Origin of the sequence: Nocardia terrae, from assembly GCF_009760405.1 — a bacterium.
Classification (GTDB): domain Bacteria; phylum Actinomycetota; class Actinomycetes; order Mycobacteriales; family Mycobacteriaceae; genus Nocardia; species Nocardia terrae.
The window spans coordinates 266,535-277,919 of record NZ_WRPP01000009.1 but is presented as its reverse complement, the minus strand read 5'-3'; the positions used below and the strand labels follow the sequence as shown (position 1 = coordinate 277,919).

Below are 11,385 nucleotides of genomic sequence, written 5' to 3'. Positions count from 1 at the left end.
CCCTGGCCGAACCCCGCTATGCGGCAAAGTTGTGCGTTCGCGGCGTAGGGGTTGGATCGCGTCGCTCGGCGTTGTGCATGAACCAGTCCGGCAAGATCTACGGCATCTATCAGGCCAGTTGGCGAGGCGGGAAGGCGCAGATCGGTGGCTGTGCAATGGGAGCACCTGTCGGGGCGTGGGGAACGTTGGCATGAGGTCGCGACGGCCGCAGCGGAGCTCTTGGGCAGCGAGTGGATGGTGATCGGGCGACGGGGCACGACGCGGATCGTGCATACGCCTGTGAAGTGGGTGCTGGAGCGCTACGGATACGAGACGACCTCCTCGGCTGGCCGGATGCATCTCTTCGCGGGAGTCTTCCTTCACCATGTGGCGCCGATCGGCGATGTCGGAACGACCCAGCAGACGTTCCGGATCCGTGAGCCGAGGCGGCCGTACCCTCGACTACTCGACGTTTTCGACGAGCATGCGCCCGAACTGGTGCGGGACTGGATCGCTGATGTTCACCACGTCAAGTTGTTCGAGAGTCCGCGCTACTTCGAGCAAAGGCTGGAGCAGGTCACAGCGCCGGGGAACCGATGGGAACGAGGTTTTGACCTGCTACCCGGATTGACCTGTGTGACAGGGATTGGTGACATGCTCGCCGCAGTTTCGCAAGCGCGCACAGCCCATGAGAAGTGGCCGACGCTCTTCAGCGCAGAGCAGCGAAACTTCCTGAGCGAGTTCGAAGTTGACGCGATACAGGGCGGTCGTTCGAGCGTGTTGGAGTTCATGGACCGACGACGTCGCATACAGCTGACCGACGAATTCAAGATCCCGGACAGGCACATCGAAGGTGTCTTGTGGCTACCGGCAACACCTCGCCACTGCCCGGGCGGATGGGTCGCACTAGCCGCGGTGGACCGCGCGGGATGCGGCAGAATAGTGCGTTGGCCCGAGGTGCGCGTAGTCGACCTCACTCGAGTCGCTCACGCAGGTATCGGCGATCAGCTACCGGAATCCGGCGACCGCTCCGATACACATGACCAGGCTCACCAGAATCGCGAGGTTGGTAAATGACAGCACACATATCGGCAGCGAGGGAGGTTGCGCCGCGAGACTCTCGCCCAGCAATTGCGCTACTCGCGCCGTGGCTACACCTTCGAAACTTGTTGCGCCGGTGGTGGATACAGGTGAGTCCAACGCAAGTAGCGCAGCGGCGATCGGGCGGACACCGACCACGTCGATAGCGGCCCGATCGGCCCGCAGTTCGGACTGTTCGTGTTCGCGTGCGGCCCACCAAGCCAGCAGCGGCACCAGGAAACCGGCATCGGCCAGCGACCGGAACACCAGGCGGCGCAGCGGATCTCGACGGCGGGCGTGTTCTGCTTCATGCAGCAGGACCGCATCGAGCTCTGTAGCTGACAGACGCTCGACCAGTCCGGTGGTGACCCGAATTCGGGGTCGCAGCAGACCTGCGCAAAAGGCCGACGCCTGAGGATCCGACAAGCACACGGTCGAGCTCACTCCCGTACGTTCAATCGCCGCGCGCAACGTTCTCGGGATCGGAGCAGGCACGAGGGCGCGTACCGCGCGGCGACTGCTTCGGGCCAGCCACAGCCCACGAGCAACGGCCAGCGTCAGCCCGGCGAGTACGACGATCACGGCGGCGAGAGCGAGGCATTCGGGCAGCGTCATACCCATGCACACCGACATCGGTCGCTGCCAGGTCAATCGAATCCCGCTCAGGACGGCCAGGACGATTAGTTGGATCCGCCAGTCGAAGCGCCGAGAAATCATGAACCCAGCTCACGCAATCGGCGACGCTGTTCCTCGGTCAGCTCGCCGAGCTGGGCCGCGAACGCCGCCAGTGCTGCGTCGCCGTAACGTGCGACGACTTCATTGGCTTCGCGTCGACTGGCGGCCACCAGATAGTCGGCCGCTGTCCCCGCCGCGCGATAGGTGTGCGCTCGGCGTCCGATTCGCGCTTCCGCGTGCAGCAGGCCCTTGTCGGCGAGTCGACGCAATGTGGTCATGACCGTGGTGTAAGCCAACTCCGGTACGAGTGCGGCGATATCGCGCACCACGAACTCGTCGGCGACACAGCTGGTCCAAACCAGCCGCATGATTCGCCCCTCGAGCGGCCCCAAAGCCGCGACCGCTCGATCGAGTGTGTCGGTCATTCCACCTCATTTCCGTTACTACCCCTTGATAGTAGAGGCTGATTGGCTGAGGTAGCTGCGCTCGCTACACGTCAGACGGCGCTATCTACGGCGCGGAGTAGCGGGCCTCCACCAACCAAGTCGCGGTGCCCAGCCGCAATCCGTCGGCGGTTTGTTTGGGCGCCAGCGCCATTCGCAGCTCGTTGTCGAGCGCATGGTTGGCCTCATCGTCGAGAGTGGGCAGCACTGAACGCGCGAGCGTTGTCGATCGCAGGTATGACACGGCGTCGTCGACATCACGGGCAATCCATGGGGTGTCCTCGACCGAGGTGATGGTGATCTGATCGAATCCCGCGCCGCTCAGCAAGTCCCGGATGCGATCGGGATCGGCGAGTGAGAATCCGCCGGGTCCATCAGCTTTCTGGTTCGGCAGCGGAACCCTGGCCGCCAGCACACTCAACGGCAGCGTGAAGTACTCGTTGCGCTGCGGGGACTGCCAGCTACTGAACACCAGCCGACCGCCCGGGCGCAGCGCCGTGGCAATGTTCGCGAAGGCAATCCGCGGATCGGAGAAGAACATCAGTCCGAAACGGCTGATCGCTGCATCGAAGCTACCTGCGGCGAATCCGTAAGTCTGCGCGTCGGCTCGGATGAACGTCACCTCACCCGCTTCGCGACCCGTCCGTCGCCGTTCCGCTTCAGCCAGGAGCGGGGCGGACACATCGACGCCGACCACCCTTCCGGCGCCGGCCGCCGCGGCAGCGTAGGTCGTATCCCCTGCGCCGCAACCGATATCCACGACCACAGCACCAGCCTCGATCGCCGCCGCCTCGACAATGCGCGCAGTGAGTCCGCCATGCATACGGGAGTAACGCTCGCCTTGCTCGACCCAATGCAGACCCTCCACGCCAGCCCAACCTTCCAGGGAGAACCGGTCGCCCACGCTGGGCGCGGCCGGAGAAGGTGCCGGATTCGCTCTCATGCCTGATCCTTTCAACAACTACGATCGCCAGATAGCAACTACTATTAGACGATAGTAGATCAAGCTTCGCTTATCCAGTGCAACATCGGCTTGCATTGCGTGGCAATCACTTTCGTTCCAACACGCACCGGTCCCGGTTGCGCATTGATCGGTCGCAGGCGACGATTCGAGCTCCATCAGGTGCTCGCTCATCGGCATGAGCGTGCACTCGGCCCGGGGCTGCGCTGATTCCAAGCGACCCCTGGGGGCCACATGCTGGCCTGACAACGGGGTCTATCAGCGTGCTGCAAACGACGCTCAGAGCGCTCGCCAGGTCCAGGGCTTCGGTACCAGTCCGCGGAGGCACGCGATACGGTGCTCGGCTTCGGCGGCGGCTGCTTGCCGAGTGTTCGATCGGCTAAGCGCGAAAGCGACCCATCGGAACTCTTGAATGTCGGCGAGTACTCGATAGCCCGGCCAACGGGTCACGTCATAGCCGCCGTAGGCGTCAACGAAGCCTCGATATTGATCGTTGGTGATTCGCTGGAAGTCGGTGTAGTCGACCGCCAGTTGAACGAGATCCCATTCACGCCAACCCACAGATACTTTGTCGAGGTCGAGCACTATGGGCTCACCGGAGGGCGGTACCACGAGATTCCCTTGCCAGGCGTCGCCGTGGATGACACAGGGCTGCGATGGTTCGTCGAGGGCGGCGTACAGGTGGTGCAGACGCGCATACTGCTCCAGCAGCCAAGAGCGGTCGTCTTCGGTGATAGTGGTTGCGGACTCGATGTGTTCTCGGACGCCGTCGAATGGCGCATAGCTTGGCAGCGGGAACTCAGTCGGGGGTGTCAATGCGTGCAATTGGCGGAGCATCGTGCCCAGTTCTTCGGGTGTGGACGGCCGGTGATCCGGGATCAGGGTCCACCAGGTGACGGGCCGTTCGTCCACGAGCGTCGGTTGTGGGATCGAGTTCACCGCTTCGACGGTCGCGATCCCATTTCTGTTGAGCCACTGCGAGATATGCAGCTCTCGCTGCGCTGTCCGATAGCTGTACGGCTTGCCGATCCGCGCCACGATGCCGTTAGGCAACTCGAAGATCGCGTGTGAGCCGTCGCGGACGGTCACCGCACCCTGGACATCAACGTTGCTGAGTTTCGCCGCCCGCGTCAGCACCTCGGCGGCCTGCTGGCTGGACTGGTTCATTTAGGCATCTCCGACATCTCAGTGTCGTCGGTAAGGGCGCTGTACAGTCCGTTGACCTCGGGTATGGCGAGGTGTTTGATCGACGCGCGAGACAGCACCTGCAATTCATCGCGAATACGTTGGGAGTGAAGGGTTTTCGCTTGGATAGCGGCTTGCATTCCAAGCTTGGCCGCTTCCTTGGGGTCGCCTATGCGCATGGTCAGCGTGGCCAATCGGGTGAGCGAGAATGTTCGTGACCGGGGGTAGCTTTGGCCCTGTCGTCGGATGGCTTGGCCGATCCGTGGCGCGGCCAGCTCCATTTGGTTTCGCGCCAGCGCGACCGGGATCAGTGCCTTGCCGGTGCTACCCAAGTGCTCAGCTTCGTCGTAGTAGCACATCCAGGGCGGGTCTTCGCCGGGCGTGCTGTCGGCGAAATAGTCATCTGAACGCGCGACCTCGGCCAGCGTTTCGTCAGTGCGCCCGAGTGCGGCAAGGAACTGTGCGCGTAGCGTGCTGAGCATGGCGCGGGTGGTGGCTGAGAGTCGGTCGGAGCGAACTTGGGCGAGTTCGATGAGCGACAGGGCGTTATCCGCGCCGCTGGTGTAGGCCGTCATTCGGGCCATGTCGGCGAGCGTGCTCGCTCGTAGTTCCCACGATCCGGCGGCGTCTGCGCACCAGAGAGCGAATCGGGAGTGCTGGTCTGCGGTGGCAAAGTCGGCGATATCGAAGGCAGCAAAGGCTGCGACACCGCTCAGATTGCCGACCGCTTCGAACAATGCCCGGCGCGTGTCGGGCGCGGTCCTTCTTCGCACGAGCGGCGCGAACGCGTAAAGCTGTTGACTGGCAGCAGTATTGGCAGATCCACCGCCGTGAAGGTTCTCCGCGGTCGCTGCACGACGAGTGGCTTCTTTCACCTGCTCGACGTCGGACCACGCCACAGCTCCGGCATACCCCAGCTCAGGTGCGTACTCGGCAGGCACGGACTCGAGGTTGAACGGGCTGAACACATTGGCAGTGAGCGACTTGCCGGGCTCATCCGTGGTGGCGGGCGAAGTTGCGGCAGTACGCCGCCTCGCCTGCCGATCGCCGTCCGCCTGGGCACGAAGGGCGACAAGCGCACCGTTGGCCTCTAGCGCATTGTCGATTGCGGCAATGACCTCGGGAGAAGGGAGATTGGAGTCTTCCCACTCCGTCATGGTGACGTACTGGCGCGAGTAACCGATCATCGACGCCAGCACACGCTGAGATATGTCCGCTTCTTTCCGAAGGCGTTTGACCTCACGTGCCAGTTGATCAGCAACCGTTGGCGGTCGCTGATCGGGTTCGATCGTCGGGCCACCCTCACCCCTGGTCATGGCTTCATTCTGGTCTACCGCACGGGTATGGCAAGTCCACTTTCGTAGCGACTTGCCATCTTTCTTGCCTTGCCAATGCCGGGGTTTGCTCGTTGTGAACGCACCGCGAACCGCGCGGCTCGCACTCAGTCGACCAGGGGGAAACTGTGGCTGACCAGCCTCACGATCCGCCGGACCAGGCGAAGGAACCCCGGCCACGTACACGGTTGTTCCAGTTCCCCGGCGGCGTGTTCGAACTCCAGGCCGGCGGAGGCGATGCCGAGGACTATGGCGGGTTCTATCTCCAGTTCCAAGACTTCTACGCACTCGACGGACATGACGACAGAGGGGCTGTAATGCGTTACAAGCCAACGTGTTTGGGCTATCTCCGGACTGATATTTCCGGGGTGACTCAACTCTGGGATCAGACTCAAATCCGTAAGCTCGCAACACGTTTGGGCTATGACTTCGCCGACATGGTGATCTATGATCCCCGTTTCGGGCGGCCTCCGTTGGCCCGGTTGAAGGCGCAGGCAACGCGGTTGGACGCGGAAGCAGTCATAGTCCCCAGCCCCGAGCACTTCGAGGGCGGGGAGATACCCGGGACGCTGGTGGCCCAAGTCGACGTGATCACCGTGACCCCGGAAGAGACCTACGCCCGGCGCATGATGCCGCCGCTTCGAGATCTCCCGCCCGCTCGAGCGGATGGCGCGTAGGCGCGGCGGACCGGCCCCTGAAAGCCATCCCGATGCTCGGGACCCGAAAGGGGGTGGTTGATCGACGTGTAATTCAGGACAAGCCGATGGCGTTGTTCTGCAACGCATTTCGCGATGAACCCTCGGCCAACCGCAACCGCGCCGGGGGTTTCCGCATCCCACAGGGGATGGGTCCCAGTCCATCGGAGACGGATTGGGGCCAATCCCTCATTCACACCGATAAAGGAAATTCAGACCCGGGGTTGTCGTGTCCGCGCTGGTCGAGTTCGCTGCATTGGCGCTGTCGTGCGTGGCGGTCGTGGTCGCTGTGGGGTGGGGCGTCGGCGACGACCCATAAGAGCACGAGTATTTGCGGATGCTGGTGCAGGCGCGTCCGCGGCGAGGGACGCACGAGGCGCCGGAAGTCGGTGCGGCGCTTCGGGATCTGCTCGCGGCGATCTCCGCGCCGGCGGTGGTGTTGGGGCCGCGGACCGACATTCTGGCCTGGAACGACGGGGCGGCCGCGCTGTTTCTGGACTTCGCCGAGATTCCGGTGGCCGAGCGGGCGTTGGTGCGCATGGTGTTCCTGGAGCCTCGGATGCGTGGGCTGTTCGTGCACTGGGAGCAGGTCGGCGCCGAGGCTGTCGATCGGCTGCGGATGGCGGCCGCGCGCACCCCGGGCGATCCGCGGTTGAGGCAGCTGGTCGGGGAATTGTCGGTGCGCGACGCCGACTTTCGGCGGTGGTGGGCCGGGCACGGGGTGCGCACGCTGGCCGGTGGGCGCAAGCGGATCCGGCATCCGGTGGTGGGGGAGCTGGAGCTGGATTGGCAAGTGCTGCAGGTGCTCACGGCGCAGGATCAGACCTTGGTGACCTATACCGCGCCCGCGGGCTCGCCCGATCAGGAGGCATTGCGCATTCTGTGTTCGTGGAATGCCGACGCCCCGGCGCGGCGTTCGGACGCGATCGATCGTTAGCGCCGATTCGCGAAACTTCTACTACGCAGCGTCGTTTTGATCCTAGGATGGACTGGTCCGCGAAAGCGAAGGGGAGACAACGCATGCGAGCGATCACACGAATCTGGAACTACATCCGGGCGATGCGCCGCGCCCGCCGCAATCACACCGATCTGTTCGGCTGGCTCATCCGCCGGCCGCTGTTGCTGCTGAGCACCCTGTTCCAGGAATCGATGCTGATGTTGTCGAATCGGCTGGATCCGCATCTGAAGGAACTGGCCGAGTTGAAGACAGCGGCCCTGGTCAACTGCGAGTTCTGCCTCGACATCGGCTCCACCCTCGCGCACTACTCCGGCATCACCGAGGCGCAGGTCGCCGACCTGCCGAAATACCAGGACAGTGACGCCTACAACGATCTCGAGAAACTCGTCCTCGCCTACGCCGAGGCCATGACCCTCACCCCGACCACCCTCGAGCTCGAGGAACTGCGCACCCGGCTGCTCACCCGGATCAGCAAGTCCCAGCTGGCCGAACTGGCCGCCACCATCGCCTGGGAGAACCAGCGCGCGCGGCTGAACCAGGCGCTGGGCGTGCGCCCGACCGGCATGGCCGAGGGCATGGCCTGCGCACTGCCCGAACCGCGCCGGGCCTGAGGTTCTGACACCGCAGTTCGGTTCTCGCGGCGATGAATTCGGTGCGGTCGTACCGTCATAAGTGGTGTCCGCTATCAGTTGGGAGCAACCATGACCTCGACCGCACCCGTCACCTCCGGAACCCTCGCGGTACCGGACGGCACCATCTACTACGAAGTCCGGGGCAGCGGCCCCCTCCTCGCCCTGATCGGCGCCCCGATGGATTCGGGTCCCTTCGCACCGCTGGCCGAACTGCTCGCCGCCGACCACACCGTCCTGTGCAGCGATCCGCGCGGGCACGGACGCAGCATTGTCCATGACCTGGACCGGGATTCGACTCCGGAGCTGCGCGCCGACGACCTGGCCCGGGTCATCACCCATGTCGGTCTGGGCCCGGCCACGGTGCTCGGTTCCAGCGGCGGCGCGATCACCGGCCTGGCGCTGGCCATCGCCCGCCCCGACCTGGTCCCCACCCTGATCGCCCATGAACCGCCGTTGCGCGAACTGCTCGACGATCGCGACGAGATCCGCGCGCAGACCGAGGAGATCGTCGCCGTCTACGACACCGGCGACACACTCGGCGCGATCCGCAAGTTCTTCGCCATGACCGGCCTGGACATGCCGGAGGAAGTGCTCCAGCAGGTATTCGGTGGTGAGCGCGACCCGCGGTCGATCGAATCCGACGATTTCTTCTACCGCCACGAACTGCGCACGACCTCGGGGTGGCAGCCCTCCCTCGAGGCCTTGCGAGCCACCCCCACGAGAATCATCATCGGCATCGGCGACGAATCCGGAGACAAGTTCTGCGACCGCACCTCCCGCGCGCTCGGCCGCGAATTGGGTATCGAGCCGACCCTGTTTCCCGGCGGCCACGGCGGTTTCATGGAACAGCCCGACGCTTTCGCCAAGCGCCTGCGCGAAATCCTCGACTAGGTTCCGCGCCGGCGGCCGTGCCCTTTCTTCGAATCGAGGCATGGCCGTCGGCGTTTGCCGGGAATAGGCTGGGTGTCACACACCAATCAGTGAGTTCGGAGGTGTGGGGACATGAGTATTCGCAGGATCCGGGGGATGGGTATCGGGGTGGTCTGGCTCGCGATGGTCGCGGGCACGGCGGCGATCGCACCGGCGACGGCGGCCGACACGCAACGGTATGTGTGTGATCAGGTGCAAATCGTGGACGGCCACGGCGTCGGCACCGGCAATTGTGTTTCGGCGGGCGGTGGCGCACCGGCGATGGGATTGATCACCGGAGCATTCGATATCGCCCGGCGCACCGACAATTACACCGTGCATTGCAAGGACAACGGCGGCATGGCCACGGGCGAATCCTGGCTGCCGGGTGAGGTCAACGGCGCCGCGGCGCAGTGCGCGCCCGCCTGACCGGTCACTCGACGGGCGGAATCCCCCAGCGCGCGTAGGTGTTTTCGGGGCTGACGGTAATGATGTCGGCGACCTGGACCAGGTCGTCGGGAATGCGGCCGCCGAAATGCGCGAGGCTGGGAATGATGACGGCGTCGGCCTCGAGTCGTGAGAGCAGGGTGCGCACCCGCATGATCGGTCGATCGGTCTCGGGTCCGAAGACCAGTGTCTTGCACAGGTCATAGCCGAGTCGGCGGGCCAGATGCTGGATCTGAGCCTCGTCCCACTGTTGCTGTGCCCCTGACACATCGTGCCGCAGAAATCCGATCGCTGCCGGTTGTGGCCGCATCTCGCTACTCTCTTGACTGATCCGTCTCGCGCCGATGTCAACGCTACGGCGAACCGGCCGCGTCCATGGGGTGATCCGCCGAGAAACTACGTGTCGCAAACGTGTCGCGACTGCAGTGTCTCAGCTCACGGCGTCCCGATGGGGCCCGAAAATGGTTGGTATGCAATGGGTTACCTAATTTCGGTGAGCCTCAGTTTGCTGGCGGTAAATGCTGTGAAGCATTACCGTTCCCCTGGTGAGGGACGATTTCGAAGGGTCGGTGGCGCTCGCGCATCCGGCCGAACCACATGCGCTGGGCTTGGCGACGCGGCTGAACTGGCTGCGTGCCGGTGTCTTGGGAGCCAACGACGGAATCGTCTCCGTGGCGGGCATCGTGGTGGGTGTCGCGGCGGCCACCAGCAACAGCACGGCCATCCTGACCGCCGGCGTGGCCGGACTCGCCGCGGGCGCGGTGTCGATGGCCTTGGGCGAGTACGTGTCGGTGAGCACCCAGCGCGACAGCGAACGCGCGCTGCTCGAGACCGAGCGCCGCGAATTGGCCGAGCAGCCCGAGGCCGAGTTGGCCGAGCTGGCGGCGATCTACCGCGCGAAGGGGTTGTCGGCGGCCACGGCTCAGGCCGTCGCGGAGGAGCTCACCGCGCGTGACGCGTTCACCGCGCACGCCGAAGCCGAGCTCGGTATCGACCCCGACGAGCTGACCAACCCGACGCACGCGGCCTTCTCCTCGGCGCTGTCGTTCACCGTGGGCGCGCTGCTGCCGTTGCTGGCGATCCTGACACCGCACGCCATTCGGGTGCCGTTGACCATGGCCGCGGTGCTGGCCGCGCTGGCGTTGACCGGTGCGGTCGGTGCGCGCCTGGGGCAGGCGCCGGTGGCCCGGGCGACGCTGCGGGTGCTCGCGGGCGGTGCGCTCGCGATGATCACCACCTATCTCATCGGACACCTGGTCGGCGTCGCTCTCTGAGCGAAACACGCTGGCGCCGAGCAGGTCTCAGGCGAGGGGTGTGGGTGAGTCGCCAGCGAGCAGCAGCTGCGGGATCTGGGTGAACGTCCATCCGGTGCCGTTGCGGGTGAAGACGTAGACGATGTCGAAGCGCTCGTCGGGCCACGATTTCGGCGGCGCGGGAGCGATTCCGTTGAGCTGGGCGAGGATCGCTACGATGTTCTCGTGCTGCCAGCTGATCAGCACGGGCCCGGCCGCGCCCGCCAGCGCCGACACCAGCTGCGCCTCCTGCCCCTTCGGGAAGCGCTGATCGATCTTCACATTCAGTGCGGCCGCGAGCGGGGTCACGGTCTGCTCGGGGCGCTTGCTGCCGTGGGCGCCGGGGTCGGAGGCGAAAATCGTTGCGGGCCTGAGCAGCCCGGGGCGCAGTGCGGCCGGTGAACCGTCGGGGTTGCGGGGATCGAACAGCTCCACCAGCGCGCCCGCCCGGGTCCAGCCCCGCACGGTCAGCGATTCGACGTCCTGCTCGCCGTCCTCGGTGAGGCCGTAGGGCTTTCCCGAGCCCGTCGGTTTCTCCGCGTGCCGGATGATCATCACGGTGTCGGGCAGCGACCCGGTGGCCGGCGGCGGCGCGGCCGGGCTGGTCGCCGTGTTCGGCTTGTCGTGTTTCTTGTCCTTGCCGCACGCGGTCAGTGCCGCGCTCAGCGCCACCGCCGAACCCAATCCCAACAGTGATCGTCGCCCCAACTGTCCATTCACAGCACCCGAACATACCCACGCGTGCCCGTGGGAGCCCGCGGCGCCGCCCGGCTTCAGATGATCTTCAGCGCGGCG

The 11,385-nt window shown here is 65.0% G+C and carries 14 protein-coding genes; 7 read left to right on the top strand and 7 right to left on the bottom strand.

Features of this window, described 5'->3' with window-relative positions; all coding sequences use genetic code 11:
- Positions 1–144 precede the first annotated feature (144 nt).
- Positions 145–1,056 (top strand): hypothetical protein, encoded by a 912-nt coding sequence (locus tag GPX89_RS35720; protein ID WP_157392128.1) that lies wholly within the window; start codon positions 145–147, stop codon positions 1,054–1,056.
- Here the strand turns inward: GPX89_RS35720 and GPX89_RS35715 are convergent.
- From GPX89_RS35715 to GPX89_RS35695, 5 genes are all read right to left on the bottom strand, one after another.
- Positions 988–1,692, bottom strand: a complete 705-nt coding sequence (locus tag GPX89_RS35715; RefSeq protein WP_268893425.1) for a M56 family metallopeptidase — start codon at positions 1,690–1,692, stop codon at positions 988–990. The genes GPX89_RS35720 and GPX89_RS35715 overlap by 69 nt on opposite strands.
- 80 nt (positions 1,693–1,772) lie before the next feature.
- Positions 1,773–2,159 carry a BlaI/MecI/CopY family transcriptional regulator gene (locus tag GPX89_RS35710; protein ID WP_157392126.1) on the bottom strand — a complete coding sequence of 129 codons (387 nt, stop codon included), beginning with the start codon at positions 2,157–2,159 and terminating at the stop codon, positions 1,773–1,775.
- Between the two features lie 85 nt (positions 2,160–2,244).
- A complete protein-coding gene (locus GPX89_RS35705) occupies positions 2,245–3,120 on the bottom strand; it encodes a class I SAM-dependent methyltransferase (protein ID WP_198347750.1) in 876 nt (291 codons plus the stop codon).
- A 297-nt stretch (positions 3,121–3,417) separates the two neighbouring features.
- Entirely contained in the window at positions 3,418–4,305 is an 888-nt protein-coding gene (locus GPX89_RS35700) for a phosphotransferase enzyme family protein (protein ID WP_157392125.1), read from the bottom strand.
- The gene (locus GPX89_RS35695) at positions 4,302–5,639 is read right to left on the bottom strand and encodes a helix-turn-helix transcriptional regulator (RefSeq protein ID WP_157392124.1); all 1,338 of its coding nucleotides are present in this window, start codon (positions 5,637–5,639) and stop codon (positions 4,302–4,304) included. The genes GPX89_RS35700 and GPX89_RS35695 overlap by 4 nt, the downstream gene beginning before the upstream one ends.
- A gap of 146 nt (positions 5,640–5,785) precedes the next feature.
- Here GPX89_RS35695 and GPX89_RS35690 point away from each other — a divergent pair, with 146 nt between their 5' ends.
- The 5 genes from GPX89_RS35690 to GPX89_RS35670 all read left to right on the top strand — a co-directional run bounded on the left by GPX89_RS35690 (position 5,786) and on the right by GPX89_RS35670 (position 9,280).
- Complete coding sequence (locus tag GPX89_RS35690) at positions 5,786–6,334, top strand: hypothetical protein (RefSeq protein ID WP_235948827.1); 549 nt, start codon at positions 5,786–5,788, stop codon at positions 6,332–6,334.
- A gap of 355 nt (positions 6,335–6,689) precedes the next feature.
- On the top strand, positions 6,690–7,289 hold the full coding sequence (locus GPX89_RS35685; RefSeq protein ID WP_157392123.1) for an MmyB family transcriptional regulator: 600 nt from the start codon (positions 6,690–6,692) through the stop codon (positions 7,287–7,289).
- Positions 7,290–7,372: 83 nt separating this feature from the next.
- Positions 7,373–7,921, top strand: a complete 549-nt coding sequence (locus GPX89_RS35680; RefSeq protein ID WP_157392122.1) for a carboxymuconolactone decarboxylase family protein — start codon at positions 7,373–7,375, stop codon at positions 7,919–7,921.
- 90 nt (positions 7,922–8,011) lie between these two features.
- On the top strand, positions 8,012–8,833 hold the full coding sequence (locus tag GPX89_RS35675) for an alpha/beta fold hydrolase (RefSeq protein WP_157392121.1): 822 nt from the start codon (positions 8,012–8,014) through the stop codon (positions 8,831–8,833).
- A 111-nt stretch (positions 8,834–8,944) separates the two neighbouring features.
- A complete protein-coding gene (locus GPX89_RS35670; protein WP_157392120.1) occupies positions 8,945–9,280 on the top strand; it encodes a hypothetical protein in 336 nt (111 codons plus the stop codon).
- Between the two features lie 4 nt (positions 9,281–9,284).
- On the opposite strand, the gene GPX89_RS35665 is transcribed toward GPX89_RS35670, so the two are convergent.
- A complete protein-coding gene (locus tag GPX89_RS35665) occupies positions 9,285–9,608 on the bottom strand; it encodes a hypothetical protein (protein WP_157392119.1) in 324 nt (107 codons plus the stop codon).
- A gap of 235 nt (positions 9,609–9,843) precedes the next feature.
- On the opposite strand from GPX89_RS35665, the gene GPX89_RS35660 reads away from it, so the two are divergent.
- Positions 9,844–10,572 (top strand): VIT1/CCC1 transporter family protein, encoded by a 729-nt coding sequence (locus tag GPX89_RS35660; RefSeq protein ID WP_328602677.1) that lies wholly within the window; start codon positions 9,844–9,846, stop codon positions 10,570–10,572.
- Positions 10,573–10,599: 27 nt separating this feature from the next.
- On the opposite strand, the gene GPX89_RS35655 is transcribed toward GPX89_RS35660, so the two are convergent.
- Complete coding sequence (locus tag GPX89_RS35655) at positions 10,600–11,310, bottom strand: hypothetical protein (RefSeq protein WP_198347749.1); 711 nt, start codon at positions 11,308–11,310, stop codon at positions 10,600–10,602.
- Positions 11,311–11,385 lie beyond the last annotated feature (75 nt).

Bases quoted from the DNA above. Each gene is read 5' to 3' on its own strand.
- GPX89_RS35665 (WP_157392119.1), bottom strand. From the start codon at position 9,608: ATGCGGCCACAACCGGCAGCGATCGGATTTCTGCGGCACGATGTGTCA.
- GPX89_RS35680 (WP_157392122.1), top strand. From the start codon at position 7,373: ATGCGAGCGATCACACGAATCTGGAACTACATCCGGGCGATGCGCCGC.
- GPX89_RS35710 (WP_157392126.1), bottom strand. From the start codon at position 2,159: ATGACCGACACACTCGATCGAGCGGTCGCGGCTTTGGGGCCGCTCGAG.
- GPX89_RS35715 (WP_268893425.1), bottom strand. From the start codon at position 1,692: ATGTCGGTGTGCATGGGTATGACGCTGCCCGAATGCCTCGCTCTCGCC.
- GPX89_RS35670 (WP_157392120.1), top strand. From the start codon at position 8,945: ATGAGTATTCGCAGGATCCGGGGGATGGGTATCGGGGTGGTCTGGCTC.
- GPX89_RS35695 (WP_157392124.1), bottom strand. From the start codon at position 5,639: ATGACCAGGGGTGAGGGTGGCCCGACGATCGAACCCGATCAGCGACCG.
- GPX89_RS35685 (WP_157392123.1), top strand. From the start codon at position 6,690: ATGCTGGTGCAGGCGCGTCCGCGGCGAGGGACGCACGAGGCGCCGGAA.
- GPX89_RS35675 (WP_157392121.1), top strand. From the start codon at position 8,012: ATGACCTCGACCGCACCCGTCACCTCCGGAACCCTCGCGGTACCGGAC.
- GPX89_RS35705 (WP_198347750.1), bottom strand. From the start codon at position 3,120: ATGAGAGCGAATCCGGCACCTTCTCCGGCCGCGCCCAGCGTGGGCGAC.
- GPX89_RS35700 (WP_157392125.1), bottom strand. From the start codon at position 4,305: ATGAACCAGTCCAGCCAGCAGGCCGCCGAGGTGCTGACGCGGGCGGCG.